Origin of the sequence: Bacillus sp. B-jedd (assembly GCF_000821085.1) — a bacterium.
Lineage (GTDB): Bacteria > Bacillota > Bacilli > Bacillales > Cytobacillaceae > Bacillus_D.
In genome coordinates this window covers 4,078,195-4,093,163 of the sequence record NZ_CCXR01000001.1, presented here as the reverse complement: position 1 = coordinate 4,093,163, position 14,969 = coordinate 4,078,195, and the positions used below count along the sequence as shown (strand labels likewise).

Here is a 14,969-nt window from a genome sequence, read left to right as displayed (position 1 = left end):
TAAAGTGAAATTTCCATTCGTGGGGGTTACTGCCCGATGAAAATGGGGCAGACTATTGCCCGCTTCACTGGCGCTTATTCTTGCAAAAAATGTAGCCTGCCGGGAAATCAATTTTGAAAGGAAGATGGAAATGGGTGGACTTTGGTTTACTGAGAAACAGACTGAAAACTTCGGAATTACAATGAAAGTGAAACGCACCTTACATACAGAACAGACAGATTTTCAAATGCTTGAGATGGTCGAAACAGAAGAGTGGGGCAACATGCTCCTGCTTGACGGCATGGTCATGACATCCATCAAGGACGAATTCGTCTATCATGAAATGGTCGCGCATGTGCCACTGTTTACCCATCCAAACCCTGAAAACGTTCTCGTTGTCGGCGGCGGCGATGGCGGCGTCATCCGTGAAGTGCTAAAGCACCCATCGGTGAAAAAGGCGACGCTTGTCGATATCGATGGCAAGGTTATTGAGTATTCGAAGGAATTTTTGCCGGAGATCGCCGGGAAGCTTGACGATCCTCGCGTCGATGTAAAGGTTGGCGACGGCTTCATGCATATCGCTGAAAGTGAAAATGCCTATGACGTCATCATGGTCGATTCGACTGAACCGGTCGGCCCGGCTGTCAACCTGTTCACGAAAGGCTTCTATGCAGGCATTTCCAAGGCGTTGAAGGAAGATGGCCTGTTTGTTGCCCAGTCGGACAACCCTTGGTTCAAGGCGGACCTCATCCGTGATGTCCAGCGCGATGTGAAGGAGATTTTCCCGATCACCCGCCTGTATATTGCCAATATCCCGACTTACCCGAGCGGCATGTGGGCCTTCACAATCGGCTCGAAGAAATACGATCCGCTTGAAGTATCGGAAGACCGCTTCCATGAGATTGAAACAAAGTACTACACGAAAGAACTCCACAAAGCGGCGTTTGTTTTACCTAAATTCGTTGGAGATCTAGTGAAGTAAACGGCCTTTGCCAAAAAAGTTACCAATAAAAATTCATGAACGCGCAGGGAGGGAGGCCATGTCTCCCTCTCGCTGTGCCTGGAAAGGAAAATGTACGATGCGATTTGATGAAGCGTATTCAGGAAATGTATTTATCAAAAGCCATCCTGATTTTGAAGAAAGCCAAGTAGTCCTCTACGGCATGCCGATGGATTGGACTGTCAGCTACCGCCCCGGTTCCCGTTTCGGTCCGTCGAGGATCCGTGAAGTGTCGATTGGCCTGGAAGAATACAGCCCGTATCTCGACCGCGAGCTTGAGGATGTAAAATACTTCGATGCCGGTGATATCCCGCTTCCGTTCGGCAACGCGCAAAAAAGCCTTGATTTGATTGAGGAATTCGTGGACAAGGTTTTGGCGGCAGGGAAGTTTCCGTTCGGAATGGGCGGCGAGCACCTTGTTTCTTGGCCTGTCATGAAGGCCGTTTACAAAAAATATCCGGACCTTGCGATCATCCATATGGACGCGCATACCGATCTGCGCGAAAACTATGAAGGCGAACCGCTTTCCCACTCGACGCCGATCCGGAAGATTGCCGAGCATATCGGGCCTTCCAACGTATATTCGTTCGGAATCCGTTCAGGAATGAAGGAAGAATTCGATTGGGCCAAGAGTGTCGGGATGCACATTTCCAAGTTTGACGTCCATCAGCCGCTAAAGGAAATTTTGCCGAAGCTTGCCGGACGCCCGGTTTATGTGACAATTGACATCGATGTCCTTGACCCGGCCCACGCGCCAGGCACCGGAACGGTTGATGCAGGCGGCATCACTTCCCGCGAGCTGCTCGCTTCGATCCATGAGATTGCCCGGTCCGATGTGAAAGTCGTCGGAGCCGACCTAGTCGAAGTTGCGCCGATTTACGACAACTCCGAACAGACCGCCAACACCGCGAGCAAGCTCATCCGCGAAATGCTGCTTGGCTGGGTGAAGTAAGCTTTTTGCAAAAATCCCACCCGAAATGGGCCGGAATATAAATCTGTAAATATTTTCTGCAAAAGAAAGTGCCTGTATCCAACATGGAGCAGGCACTTTTTGAATTGTTGGGCGTCAAAAGATATAATTAAGTGATAGACTTCTGACGGGGTAGAGCAAGTTTAGTTTTCATGATATAATTTCATACTTATAAAGGGTTATGGAAAAAAGTTATTTTGCCAGGCTGAAAAGGAGTGGACCGGATGGACCCGAAGCCAGTCAATGTCAACATCAATACATCGATCATCCAGTCCGGCATGAAGGAAGAATTCATCACCGGGTCTAGCGGTTTTTTTTACAAAAAAGGCAGTGCCGTCTATCTTCAATATGAGGAAAAGGCGGAAGAAGGGGTCATCAGAACCATTTTGAAAATGGACAGCGGTGAAGCGTTGCTCCTGAGAAGCGGGGCAGTCAAAATGAGGCTGCCGTTCAAGCTGAGTGAAGAAACGCGCGGCAGCTACAATACCGCGTATGGAACCCTGCCAGTGAAAGCCGTCACCGCCAGGCTTGCCCAGGCCATCAGGGAAAACGGCCGAGGCGGCATATTCAGGCTGAAATATGATTTGCACATCGCGGGCGAGCCCGCCGGTACATATAGTTTGTCAATCACGTTTGAGGAGGAAATGGAATGAATTTAGTGAAGCAGGTGCAGCACAACCTGAAAGAAGAAATAAAAGCGGCAGTCCTGAAGGCCGGCCTGGCTACAGAAGAACAGCTGCCTGAAGTATTCCTGGAAACGCCGAAAGAGAAGGTGCACGGTGATTATTCGACCAATATGGCGATGCAGCTCGCCCGTGTCGCAAAAAAAGCGCCGCGCATGATTGCCGACGCGATTGTCGCCAATTTTGACAGGACGAAAGCGTCCATCGAAAAGATTGAGTTGGCCGGACCTGGATTCATCAACTTTTACATGGACAACAGCTACCTGACCGGGCTGATTCCTTCCGTTCTGGAAGCAGGAGAGAAGTACGGGGAGACAAATACGGGGAACGGCCAGAAAATCCAGGTCGAGTTCGTGTCTGCGAACCCGACTGGCGACCTGCATCTCGGCCATGCACGCGGCGCTGCAGTCGGCGATTCGCTGTGCAACATCCTGGCAAAAGCCGGCTTTGATGTATCGCGCGAATATTATATTAACGACGCCGGAAACCAGATCAACAACCTCGCTCGTTCCGTTGAAGCCCGCTACTTCCAGGCGCTCGGCATGGAGAAGGAAATGCCGGAGGACGGCTACCATGGCGAGGACATTAAAGGAATCGGCAAACAGTTGGCTGAGGAGCATGGCGACAAGTTCGTCCACATGGCGGAGGATGAACGCTTCAACTTCTTCCGTGAGCACGGGCTGAAAGTTGAGATGGCGAAGCTGAAGAAGGATCTTCAGGACTTCCGCGTTGAATTCGATGTTTGGTATTCCGAAACTTCGCTATATCATAATGGCAAAATTGACGCAGCACTGAAGACGCTCCGTGATAATGGCCATATTTACGAGGAGGACGGCGCCACCTGGCTCCGCTCCACTCCATTCGGCGACGATAAGGACCGTGTATTAATTAAGCAGGACGGGTCTTACACGTATCTGACTCCAGATCTCGCTTATCACAAGGACAAACTGGACCGCGGTTTTGAAAAATTGATTAACATCTGGGGCGCTGACCACCATGGCTACATCCCGCGGATGAAGGCGGCAATTGAGGCGCTCGGCTATGGCCGCGATGTGCTGGAAGTGGAAATCATCCAGCTTGTCCATTTATACAAAAACGGCGAGAAAATGAAAATGAGCAAACGTACCGGTAAGGCCGTCACGATGCGTGATCTTGTCGAAGAAGTCGGACTAGACGCGACCCGCTACTTCTTCGCGATGCGTAGCGCCGATACGCATATGGATTTCGACCTTGACCTCGCTGTGTCGCAGTCGAATGACAACCCGGTTTACTATGCCCAGTATGCGCACGCGCGTATTTCGAGCATTCTGCGCCAGGCGGCGGAACACGGTTTTGAGGTCGAGAAAGATGCTGACTTCAGTCTTGTTGGATCCGAGAAGGAAGTCGACTTGCTGAAGAAGCTCGGCGAATTCCCACAGGCGGTCAGCGACGCGGCTGTGAAACGCACGCCGCATCGGATTGCCAACTATGTTTTTGACCTTGCTTCCACTTTCCACAGCTTCTACAACGCCGAAAAGGTTGTCGATAAGGAACAGCCGGACCGCACGAAAGCCCGCCTAGCTCTTGTAAGGGCTGTTCAGATCACGATGAAGAACGCCTTGTCGCTGATCGGTGTTTCCGCACCGGAAAAGATGTAAGGATTTTGATTTTGCAAAATTCCTGATTCTATTTTCAGAAAGGCAGGAAATTAAACAGCATTAGTTTAATGTGTTTTCGGAAATTATTTAGTTCAAGATTTGGCCCTCCGACTTTGGTTCTCGGAGGGCCTTTTGCATGGCCTTTCGTTCAATTAGGGGTTATGGCTGAGGTCTGGAAGTTTATAAAAATCGCTTTTTGTCATTGGATAAAAAAGGGGGACCAGGCAAATAGTATATGGGACAACTGTTTAAGGAGTGGAACTCATGAATATAGGCCGCGCAAAAGAAATCCTCGAATCCGCAGACAATATTGTAGTAACGTACGAAGGCAGCCGGGTGATGATCCAGAATGTTGACGAACGCGAAAAAACAGCCCGGATTTTCTGGCGTGAAAACCCCGAACAGGAGCAGACCGTTCCGGTCATGAATTTGATAGAGGAAGAGACGCTGAGGTAAAGAGATGTACTGAATGTATCTTGTTGTTGGTTGACTAAGTGCCAGACAGTCAGACCTTCGGGCACTAAAGGAAGAGATAGAGCCCGAACAGCTCAGGTCAGCCGGTCCTTCGGGCACTAAAGGAAGAGATAGAGCCCGAACAGCTCAGGTCAGCCGGTCCTTCGGGCTCTAAAAGAAGACATAGAGCCCGAACAGCCCAGGTCAGCTGGTCCTTCGGGCTCTAAAGGAAGACTTAGAGCCCGAACAGCTCAGGTCAGCCGGTCCTTCAGGCTCTAAAGGAAGACATAGAGCCCGAACAGCCCAGGTCAGCTGGTCCTTCGGGCTCTAAAATCTAAACTCGTTTCCATTCAGCCAAACTACTTCCACTCAACCGCTGCCCCGCCAATCCGTTTCACCCCGCGGATCGCCGCCACCTCCGGAACTAGCTTCAGCAAAGCCAGATCCTTCGCTTTTGCCTCAATCATGAAATCCACGTCCTGCCCGATTTCCCTCAACACCTGCAACAGAGGCATTAAAAAATCCAGATCCAAATAATCCGCGTGTGAGCGGTATGCCTTTTCGGACTTTGGCGAGGAAACATGGATTTTAGGCACATGTCCAATCTCCGACCAAGTCGAAAACACCTCAGGCAGAAGTTCCTCCAGCGGCCGCTCTGATGGATTCGCCATATGATGGTGGTAATCGAAAGCAAGCGGTATGCCCTGCCGCAAACAAACGGCAAGCGTTTCTTCTGTCGTGTACGTTTTATCGTCGTTCTCAAGTGTCATCCGCGCTTTTACCGCCAGCGGCAGCTGTTTAATGTTCTCATGAAACCGGACAAGCGCCGACTCTTTATCCCCATACGCACCGCCCACATGGATATTGAGTGTTCCCCAATCCTCTAGCCCCATACACTCGAGCATATTGTAATGGTACTCCATATCCCGGACGGCATTCACGGTAATCTCCTCTTTGGGGGACGTGAAAAGCGTGAACTGGTTCGGGTGGAAGCTGACCCGGAGCCGGTATTTTTTCACGAGGCTGCCGATTTCATGCCACTGCTCCCGAAGCGGCGAGGCAAAGTCCCATCCTGCTTCAGGATGCGTGGCAAGCGGCACAATCGAGCTTGACATCCGGTATACCTCAATCCCATGGGCAATATTGTAATAAAGCATTCGCAGCGTGTTCGTAAGATTTTCCGCCGTCAAAGCCAGCAGCTTCCCCCGCCGTTCCTCCTCCCCGAGCAGTTTATAGCGCGCAAATGTCATTGTCCGCGAAGGCGAGGCCTCCCAGAGAGAAAGAGCAGTGGACACATACCCAAACCGAATTTTCAAAACATCACCCCCTCGGTGAAAAAATGAACAAAAAGTTAGGCAGGGAACGGTTCCGCTGCTTCTGTCGGGTAATAGAATAAAGCGCTGGGACCATTCCCTCCTTTATAAAAACAACGAGACGGCCCGCGCGGCGATTTCTTTGGCGGTGCGGGCTGGATCGGGTCTTTCGAGCTCTGCTAGCGTTAATTCTCGTGATGCGTTTATGTCGTGTTCAATGATGGCGGCGGCTTGAGCGATTTCTTTTTTGCCAAAAATAAAGCAATTGATTTCGCTGTTTAGAAACAGGCTCCTCTTGTCAAAATTGGCGGAGCCGATGTCGCAGACGGTGTCATCAATCAGAATAGTTTTTGCATGGTAAAAACCATACATATATTGGTATACCCTTGCACCATTTTTGATAAGCACCCGTAAATACCGGTAGGAAGCCTCCTTGACAAGCGGATGGTCGGCGATGCCGGGAACGAGAATCGTAAGCTCGACGCCGCGTTCGAGGCAGGCAATCAATTCGGCGAACAGTTTTCGGCTCGGAATGAAATAAGGAGAGCCGATGAATACTTTCTGCTTCGCGTTTTTTAGAAGCTCGAGGCAGATTTCTTCAAGCATGAAGCCGGAAGTGGGCAGGAGCATATGCTCAGCACTGCCGGATTCACTTTTGCAAAAATAGCAGGGGAGCTGGCGCAAATCTTCGCTGAACGCCTCTTTCCAATCCGTCAGGAAGATCTGCTGCAAATCCTGGACGGATTCGCCTGTGATTTTCAGATGGTAATCCCGCCATGGAGAGAGCTTGGGGTTTCCGCCAATATATTCATTACCGACATTATAGCCGCCAAGATAGCCGATGACCCCATCAAGGACAGTAATCTTGCGGTGGTTCCTTGCCTGGGAACTGTAAAAGGGGAAAGGAAGCTTTATCTTGTGAGAGAAAGCGAGATGAATGCCAGCCTGCCTAAGGGAAGCGGCGGTCTCTTTTGTTAAAGCCATGCTGCCAATCCAGTCAACGAGCAGCCTGACTTCGACACCCGCCTGTGCTTTTTCCCGAAGAATGCCAAAAAACTCTTGATTAAGGGCGTCTTCCTTCACGATATAGAATAAAACATGAATATGGCGTTCGGCACGCCTTAGCTCGGCAAAATAATCCTTGAACAACTCGCTGCCCCTCGTGAACATCTGGATGGCTCCCTTGCGCATCGGCATCCGGTCATATCCGGCCTTTTCGAGCCGCTGCTTCCTGCCAAAATGGAGGTCTGCCGCAAGCCAGGCAATCAATAAAAGCACACATCCGGCAAAAATAAAAACAAACATGCGGAAACCCTCCTCCAACGCTATACCTGATAGCTTTTGCAGAACAGAGCTGTAGTATGAGTTGAAAGGGTATACAAAATGGTTGACTGAATGCTCATTCATCATATAATAAAAGTATACATAGTTCAGAAAATTAATTAGGTTTCAAATTTTCTTCTAATAGGCTAAAGGGTAAAGGACAAAAAAGGGAAGGGGAGTTTCGAGTGGACGGACTTTTATGGGTTAATTTTATTGCGTTCCTTTTTGTAACCGCTTACGCAGTCAGCCTGTTCGTTTATGTCATCAAGACAAGGATCGGCTACATCAAGCTCGGAAAGAAAGCGGAGTTTGACGCGGCGGCCAAGGAACGCTGGCAGAATATCATGACGAATGTGTTCGGGCAAAAGAAATTGCTGAAAGATAAGAAAAGTGGCATCATCCATGTGATGTTTTTTTATGGCTTCATCCTCGTCCAGTTCGGGGCGATTGATTTTATCTGGAAAGGGATCAAGCCAGGCTCGCACCTGCCGCTTGGCCCGCTGTACAGAGGCTTTACATTCTTCCAGGAACTTGTGACCCTGATGATTCTCGTTGCGGTTGTCTGGGCATTTTATCGGAGATACGTGGAAAAGCTTGTCCGCCTTAAGCAAAACTTTAAAGCGGGGCTCGTCCTGATTTTCATCGGCGGCCTGATGCTGTCTGTCCTTTTCGGAAATGCGATGGGCATCATCTGGCACGGCGCTGAAGGCACCTGGTCCGAGCCGGTTGCTTCCACCATTGCCGCAGGCTTTGGCTGGCTTGGCAAAACCGCCGCTGTCACGCTGTTCTATATCTCCTGGTGGATCCATCTTCTCCTGCTGCTCGCGTTCCTCGTGTACGTGCCGCAGTCGAAGCACGCCCACCTGATTGCCGGACCGGTCAATACGTATTTCAGCCGGACCGGTCCTGTCGGCAAGCTCAAGCCAATCGATTTTGAAGACGAAACCGCCGAGAGCTTTGGTGTGGGCAAAATTGAAGACTTCAATCAGCTGCAAATGATCGACTTTTACGCCTGTGTGGAATGCGGGCGCTGTACGAATATGTGCCCGGCGACCGGCACGGGGAAAATGCTTTCGCCGATGGATATCATTTTAAAGCTCCGTGACCACCTGACGAACTACGGGGCCGCTGTCACGCAAAAGCAGCCATGGGTTCCGACGTTCGCGTTTGCCAATACAAAAGGAAACCAGCTGGCGCTGGCGGTGCAGGGGGCAGCCGCAGATGAAGCGGCCGCAGCCTCGGCCTATAATCCAAGCCTGATTGGCGATGTCATCACCGAGGAAGAGCTTTGGGCCTGTACAACATGCCGTAACTGTGAAGACCAATGCCCGGTCATGAACGAGCATGTCGATAAAATCATCGACCTGCGCCGGTACCTTGTTTTGACAGAAGGAAAAATGGACCCGGACGCCCAGCGCGCGATGACTAATATCGAACGCCAGGGCAACCCGTGGGGGCTGAACCGTAAAGAGCGTGAGGACTGGCGCGAAGCCCGCGAGGACGTCCATGTTCCAACAGTGAAGGAATTGAAAAAAGCCGGCGAGGAATTCGAGTACCTTTTCTGGGTCGGCTCGATGGGCTCTTATGACAACCGAAGCCAGAAAATCGCTCTTTCTTTTGCAAAATTGCTCAATGAAGCCGGTGTCAAATTCGCCATCCTCGGTAATAAGGAAAAGAACTCCGGCGATACGCCGCGCCGCCTCGGGAACGAGTTTTTATTCCAGGAGCTGGCTGTGAAGAATATCGAGGAATTCGAGAAAAATGAAGTGAAGAGAATCGTCACGATCGACCCGCATGCCTACAATATTTTCAAAAATGAGTATCCGGATTTCGGACTTGAGGCCGAGGTCATCCACCATACGGAGCTTCTGTATGAGCTAGTAAGGGATGGAAGGCTCGTTCCGCTCCACGAAGTAAACGAGACAATTACATTCCATGACTCCTGTTACCTGGGACGCTACAACGATGTATACGACGCGCCGAGGGAAATCCTGAGGTCGATTCCTGGCGTCAAGCTGGTCGAAATGGACCGCAACCGTGAGAACGGCATGTGCTGCGGCGCTGGCGGAGGCTTGATGTGGATGGAAGAAGAAACAGGCCACCGAATCAACGTTGCCCGCACTGAACAAGCGCTGGCAGTCAATCCATCGGTAATTTCTTCCGGCTGCCCATACTGTCTGACGATGCTGTCCGACGGTACCAAGGCGAAGGAAGTCGAAGAAAACGTCGGCACATACGACGTCGCTGAACTACTCGAACGCTCTGTAATCGGAAAACCCGAAACACTCGTATCGTAAAGAGTTTAAGGGGTCTGGATGGAATACGAATAGAAAATTAAACGTGGAAAGGGCAGGAACTGGCCAGCGCAAAATTCATGTAAAATTAAGAATCTTGTGTCTAAATATTTCAGTTCCTGCTTTTTTTGCGGTAAAATTAAAAACATATAGAAAACGCTTACATATTTTTTAAGCGCAAATCGAGCGAGCGTTCAGTCAAGAGGGATAGGTAGCACATTCATTATTTCAAAAGGGGCTGAGGTAAATGGCAAGGACGGTTATTTTGAGCGGGGTCAGGACGCCGATTGGCAAATTCGGCGGCGGGCTGGCCAGTTTGTCGGCATCTGAATTGGGCGGAATCGCAGTGAAGGAAGCACTTGTCCGGGCAAGCGTCAATCCTGAAGAAGTAGGTGAAGTCATTCTCGGTTCAGTCCTCCAGGGCGGCCAGGGGCAGCTTCCTTCCAGACAGGCGGCGCGCCATGCGGGCCTTCCTTGGGAAGTGCGGACAGAAACAATCAACAAGGTATGCGCATCCGGGATGAGGGCCGTCACAGTCGGCGATCAAATCATCCGCGCAGGCGATGAGGAAGTCATTGTGGCAGGCGGAATGGAGTCGATGAGCAACACGCCTTACATCATACCGAAAGCACGCTGGGGACTGAGGATGGGCGATGCGCAAATGAAGGATTTGCTGACGACGGACGGCTTAAGCTGTAGCTTTACCGGTGTCCATATGGGTTCTTACGGAAATGCGACAGCAGAAGAACTGGGGATTACAAGGGAAGAGCAGGACCTTTGGGCGCTGAGGAGCCAAAAACTCGCAACTGAAGCGATGGAAAGCGGCCGATTTGCCGAAGAAATCGTCCCTGTTACCGTTCCCCAGCGGAAAGGCGATCCAATTGTCGTCGAACATGATGAATCACCGCGGAAAGATACAAGCATCGAAAAACTGGGCGCCCTAAAGTCGGTTTTTGATAAGGACGGCACAATCACAGCCGGAAACGCCCCGGGAATAAACGACGGCGCGGCTGCCCTTGTGCTGATGAGCGAGGAGCGGGCTGACTCGGAAGGCCGTGAAATCGGCGCGGTCATTCTTGGCCATACGTCCATCGCGGTTGAAGCGAAAGACTTCCCGCAGACGCCAGGACTTGTCATTAATGCTCTTTTGCAAAAAACAGGCCGTTCCTTAGAGGAAATCGATTTATTTGAAATTAACGAAGCCTTTTCGGCAGTTGCGCTAGCAAGCAATAAGATCGCCGGACTTGATCCTGAAAAAGTCAACGTCAATGGCGGCGCGGTCGCCCTCGGACACCCAATCGGCGCGAGCGGCGCGAGAATCATCGTCACACTCATGCACGAATTGAAAAGGCGCGGCGGTGGAATCGGCATCGCGGCCATCTGCAGCGGCGGCGGACAGGGAGACGCAGTCATGATCGAGGTTCCGAAACGATAAGTTTGCGGGCGTCTTTGAAACAGGCAATTTAATAGAGTACAAGACTCAGAGGCGGATTCCGGTTTTGCCCGGTTCCGCCCGGCTTTTGGAGGGAATAGAATGGCAATCAAAAAATTAATGGTCATCGGCGCGGGGCAGATGGGTTCCGGTATCGCGCAAGTATGCGCACAGGCAGGCTACACCGTAATCCTGAATGACTTGAAGAACGATTATATTGAACGGGGCCTGACAGGAATCAAAAAGAACCTTAGCCGCTTAGTTGAAAAAGGCCGCCTTGAAGCAGGAGCAAAAGACGAAACCTTGGGTCGGATCACGGCTTCGACCTCATTGGAAGACGCAGCCTCTGTAGACCTCGTCATCGAGGCCGCGGTTGAAAACATGGAAGTGAAAACAGACATCTTTAGGAAACTCGATGAAATCGCGCCGGCACATGCGATTCTCGCGACCAATACGTCTTCGCTGCCAATCACGGAAATCGCCGCGGCGACAAAGCGGCCGGAAAAAGTGATCGGCATGCACTTCATGAATCCTGTACCGGTCATGAAGCTCGTCGAAATCATCCGGGGTCTCGCTACAGCAGACGAGGTTTATCAGGAAATTGAAAGCATGACCAAGGTACTGAGCAAGGTTCCAGTCGAAGTCAATGATTTCCCTGGATTCGTGGCCAATCGGATTCTCATGCCGATGATCAACGAGGCCATTTACACACTTTACGAAGGAGTCGCGACGAAGGAAGCGATTGATGATGTGATGAAGCTTGGCATGAACCATCCAATGGGGCCGCTGACGCTGGCCGATTTTATCGGGCTTGATACATGCCTCTACATTATGGAAACCCTTTACGAAGGCTTCGGCGACAGCAAATACCGCCCCTGCCCGCTGCTCCGCAAATATGTGAAAGCCGGCTGGCTTGGCAAAAAAACAGGCCGCGGCTTTTATGAATACTAGAAAAACCGCGGTTGGCCGCCGATCAATTGAAGGGGGCCGACTCCGTTCTCCTGGAGGGAAGGCAGATGGATATCAGATTTACGGATGAACAAGACATGATGAGGAAAATGGTTCGTGATTTTGCAGAAAAGGAAATCGCACCCTTTGTTGAAAAAATGGAACAGGGCGAGTTCCCGCGCGAAGTCCTCAATAAAATGGCTGAACTTGGCTTGATGGGCATCCCGGTTCCCGAGGAATACGGCGGCGCCGGCATGGACTTCATGTCCTACATCATCGCCATTCACGAGATTTCTAGAGTGAGCGCAGCGGTCGGCGTCATTCTTTCCGTCCATACATCGGTAGGGACGAACCCGATTCTCTATTTCGGCACCGAAGAACAAAAGCAGAAATATGTCCCGAAAATGGCAGCCGGCGAGTGGCTCGGCGCCTTTTGCCTAACTGAACCAGGGGCGGGCTCCGATGCTGGCAACCTGAGATCGCGGGCAGTTTTCAAAGATGGCCACTATGTGTTGAATGGAACGAAAGTCTTCATTACAAACGGCGGCGAAGCGGATATCTATATCGTTTTTGCCAGGACGGCCGAAGAAGAAATTTCAGCCTTCATCGTCGAAAAGGACACGCCAGGCCTGATCATCGGCAAGGACGAGAAAAAAATGGGCCTGCACGGCTCGCGCACCGTCCAGCTGGCATTCGAGGAAATGAAAGTCCCAAAGGAAAATCTCCTCGGCAAGGAAGGGGAAGGCTTCAAAATTGCCATGTCCAACCTTGACGCTGGCCGAATCGGTATCGGCGCCCAGGCACTTGGCATTGCCGAAGCAGCATTGACTGCGGCAACTGAATACGCCAAGGAACGCCAGCAGTTCGGCAAGCCAATCGCCGCACAGCAAGGAGTTGCCTTCAAGCTGGCTGACATGGCAACCGCGGTCGAAGCAGCCAGGCTCCTCGTCTACCGGGCAGCCTCATTAAGGTCCGAGGGACTAAAATGCGGCAAGGAAGCCTCCATGGCGAAACTGTTCGCCTCCAAAGCAGCAGTCGAAACCGCGATAGAAGCCATCCAGGTATTCGGCGGCTACGGCTACACCGAGGACTATCCGGTCGAGCGCTACTTCCGCGACGCCAAAGTCACCGAAATCTACGAAGGCACAAGCGAAATCCAGCGCCACGTCATCGCCAGGCAACTGTAAGGACCTTTTGGCAAAATAAAAATCCGCGGAAGCTGAAGCGTATGCAGGGAAGTTGAAGCTGATGCAGGGAAGTTTAAGCCCTTCAAGAGTTGAAGCCTATTCAAGGAAGCTGAAGCCCATTCAAAGAAGCTGAAGCCTATTCAAGGAAGCTGAAGCCCATTCAAAGAAGCTGAAGCCCAATCAAAGAAGCTGAATTCCATGCGAGGGAGCACACTGGAGCAAAACTCTTCAGCGTTCCGTGGTACATACATCAATTCCAATCGTGAGCAGGGGGATAAACAGATGAATTTCAAACTATCAGAAGAACATGAAATGATCCGGAAAATGGTCCGCGACTTTGCTCGGAACGAAGTCGCCCCAACCGCGGCGGAGCGCGATGAAGAAGAGCGTTTTGACCGCGAGATTTTCGACAAGATGGCCGAGCTTGGCCTGACGGGAATTCCGTGGCCGGAGGAGTACGGCGGCATCGGCAGTGACTATTTGGCTTATTGCATCGCTGTTGAAGAACTTTCCCGAGTTTGCGCGTCAACAGGGGTCACCTTGTCCGCGCACACTTCACTTGCCGGCTGGCCGATTTATAAATTCGGTTCCGAAGACCAAAAGCAAAAATATCTCCGCCCGATGGCAGAGGGCTCGAAAATCGGCGCCTACGGCCTGACTGAGCCGGGCAGCGGTTCCGACGCTGGCGCGATGAAAACAACCGCGCGCCTTGACGGCGACCATTATGTGCTGAACGGGTCGAAGATCTTCATCACAAATGGCGGCATCGCCGATATTTATGTCGTCTTCGCACTGACTGACCCTTCCAGCAAGCAGCGCGGCACAACGGCATTTATTATCGAGAAAGATTTTCCTGGCTTCTCGGTAGGCAAAAAAGAAAAGAAACTCGGTATCCGCTCCTCGCCAACAACAGAAATCATTTTTGAAGACTGCCGCGTTCCAGTCGAAAACAGGCTCGGCGAAGAAGGCGAAGGCTTTAAAATCGCGATGATGACGTTGGACGGCGGCCGTAATGGCATAGCCGCGCAGGCGGTCGGAATTGCCCAAGGAGCGCTAGATGCCGCGGTTGAATATGCAAAAGAGCGCCACCAGTTCGGCAAGCCGATTGCCGCCAATCAAGGGATTTCCTTTAAACTGGCGGATATGGCGACAGGAATTGAAGCTTCACGCTTGCTGACGTACCAGGCCGCCTGGCTTGAGTCGGAAGGCCTGCCATACAGCAAGGCGTCCGCGATGGCGAAGCTTTTTGCCGGAGATACAGCCATGAAAGTGACAACCGAAGCGGTCCAGGTATTCGGCGGCTACGGATATACGAAGGATTACCCCGTTGAGCGATTCATGCGCGATGCGAAAATCACCCAAATTTACGAAGGTACACAGGAAATCCAGCGCGTCGTCATCTCGAGGATGCTGACGAAATAACAGAGAAAGTCCATTTTGAACGGGGAGAACGGGTCTTGGCGCACACATGAGCAATTCAACCGGTTAAGAAGCCGATTAGTGCCCGAAGGCCAGGTTTATTTTCGGCTGTTCGGTCACTAAGATACTGTTTAGTGCCCGAAGGCCAGGTTCTATTCGTCCGTTCGGTCACTAAGAGACCATTTAGTGCCCGAAGGCCAAGTACTTTTCTGCTGTTCGGTCACTAAGAGACCGTTTAGTGCCCGAAGACCAGGTTCTATTCGTCCGTTCGGTCACTAAGAGACCGTTTAGTGCCCGAAGGCCAAGTTCTATTCGTCCGTTCGGTCACTAA

General features: G+C 51.3%; 12 protein-coding genes. 10 read left to right on the top strand and 2 right to left on the bottom strand.

The window, feature by feature from the left end; genetic code table 11:
• Window positions 1–130 precede the first annotated feature (130 nt).
• The 5 genes from speE to BN1002_RS19950 all read left to right on the top strand — a co-directional run bounded on the left by speE (window position 131) and on the right by BN1002_RS19950 (window position 4,725).
• A complete protein-coding gene (speE, locus tag BN1002_RS19970; RefSeq protein WP_048828087.1) occupies window positions 131–961 on the top strand; it encodes a spermidine synthase in 831 nt (276 codons plus the stop codon).
• 97 nt (window positions 962–1,058) lie between these two features.
• On the top strand, window positions 1,059–1,931 hold the full coding sequence (gene speB / locus BN1002_RS19965; RefSeq protein WP_048827277.1) for an agmatinase: 873 nt from the start codon (window positions 1,059–1,061) through the stop codon (window positions 1,929–1,931).
• A gap of 242 nt (window positions 1,932–2,173) precedes the next feature.
• Window positions 2,174–2,602 (top strand): YwiB family protein, encoded by a 429-nt coding sequence (locus BN1002_RS19960; RefSeq protein ID WP_048827276.1) that lies wholly within the window; start codon window positions 2,174–2,176, stop codon window positions 2,600–2,602.
• Window positions 2,599–4,269 (top strand): arginine--tRNA ligase, encoded by a 1,671-nt coding sequence (gene argS, locus BN1002_RS19955; RefSeq protein WP_048827275.1) that lies wholly within the window; start codon window positions 2,599–2,601, stop codon window positions 4,267–4,269. Before BN1002_RS19960 ends, argS begins: the two co-directional genes overlap by 4 nt.
• 264 nt (window positions 4,270–4,533) lie before the next feature.
• Complete coding sequence (locus BN1002_RS19950; protein WP_048827274.1) at window positions 4,534–4,725, top strand: H-type small acid-soluble spore protein; 192 nt, start codon at window positions 4,534–4,536, stop codon at window positions 4,723–4,725.
• A gap of 356 nt (window positions 4,726–5,081) precedes the next feature.
• On the opposite strand, the gene uvsE is transcribed toward BN1002_RS19950, so the two are convergent.
• Complete coding sequence (gene uvsE / locus BN1002_RS19945) at window positions 5,082–6,038, bottom strand: UV DNA damage repair endonuclease UvsE (RefSeq protein WP_048827273.1); 957 nt, start codon at window positions 6,036–6,038, stop codon at window positions 5,082–5,084.
• A gap of 102 nt (window positions 6,039–6,140) precedes the next feature.
• Entirely contained in the window at window positions 6,141–7,340 is a 1,200-nt protein-coding gene (locus tag BN1002_RS19940) for a phospholipase D-like domain-containing protein (protein WP_048827272.1), read from the bottom strand.
• Between the two features lie 203 nt (window positions 7,341–7,543).
• Here BN1002_RS19940 and BN1002_RS19935 point away from each other — a divergent pair, with 203 nt between their 5' ends.
• The 5 genes from BN1002_RS19935 to BN1002_RS19915 all read left to right on the top strand — a co-directional run bounded on the left by BN1002_RS19935 (window position 7,544) and on the right by BN1002_RS19915 (window position 14,641).
• A complete protein-coding gene (locus BN1002_RS19935) occupies window positions 7,544–9,655 on the top strand; it encodes a (Fe-S)-binding protein (RefSeq protein ID WP_048827271.1) in 2,112 nt (703 codons plus the stop codon).
• Window positions 9,656–9,899: 244 nt separating this feature from the next.
• Complete coding sequence (locus tag BN1002_RS19930; protein WP_048827270.1) at window positions 9,900–11,087, top strand: acetyl-CoA C-acetyltransferase; 1,188 nt, start codon at window positions 9,900–9,902, stop codon at window positions 11,085–11,087.
• 99 nt (window positions 11,088–11,186) lie between these two features.
• Entirely contained in the window at window positions 11,187–12,035 is an 849-nt protein-coding gene (locus BN1002_RS19925; RefSeq protein WP_048827269.1) for a 3-hydroxybutyryl-CoA dehydrogenase, read from the top strand.
• 65 nt (window positions 12,036–12,100) lie between these two features.
• A complete protein-coding gene (locus BN1002_RS19920; RefSeq protein ID WP_048827268.1) occupies window positions 12,101–13,219 on the top strand; it encodes an acyl-CoA dehydrogenase in 1,119 nt (372 codons plus the stop codon).
• A gap of 282 nt (window positions 13,220–13,501) precedes the next feature.
• On the top strand, window positions 13,502–14,641 hold the full coding sequence (locus BN1002_RS19915) for an acyl-CoA dehydrogenase (protein WP_048827267.1): 1,140 nt from the start codon (window positions 13,502–13,504) through the stop codon (window positions 14,639–14,641).
• Window positions 14,642–14,969 lie beyond the last annotated feature (328 nt).

Bases quoted from the DNA above. Each gene is read 5' to 3' on its own strand.
- speE (WP_048828087.1), top strand. From the start codon at position 131: ATGGGTGGACTTTGGTTTACTGAGAAACAGACTGAAAACTTCGGAATT.
- speB (WP_048827277.1), top strand. From the start codon at position 1,059: ATGCGATTTGATGAAGCGTATTCAGGAAATGTATTTATCAAAAGCCAT.
- BN1002_RS19960 (WP_048827276.1), top strand. From the start codon at position 2,174: ATGGACCCGAAGCCAGTCAATGTCAACATCAATACATCGATCATCCAG.
- argS (WP_048827275.1), top strand. From the start codon at position 2,599: ATGAATTTAGTGAAGCAGGTGCAGCACAACCTGAAAGAAGAAATAAAA.
- BN1002_RS19950 (WP_048827274.1), top strand. From the start codon at position 4,534: ATGAATATAGGCCGCGCAAAAGAAATCCTCGAATCCGCAGACAATATT.
- BN1002_RS19940 (WP_048827272.1), bottom strand. From the start codon at position 7,340: ATGTTTGTTTTTATTTTTGCCGGATGTGTGCTTTTATTGATTGCCTGG.
- BN1002_RS19930 (WP_048827270.1), top strand. From the start codon at position 9,900: ATGGCAAGGACGGTTATTTTGAGCGGGGTCAGGACGCCGATTGGCAAA.
- BN1002_RS19925 (WP_048827269.1), top strand. From the start codon at position 11,187: ATGGCAATCAAAAAATTAATGGTCATCGGCGCGGGGCAGATGGGTTCC.
- BN1002_RS19920 (WP_048827268.1), top strand. From the start codon at position 12,101: ATGGATATCAGATTTACGGATGAACAAGACATGATGAGGAAAATGGTT.
- BN1002_RS19915 (WP_048827267.1), top strand. From the start codon at position 13,502: ATGAATTTCAAACTATCAGAAGAACATGAAATGATCCGGAAAATGGTC.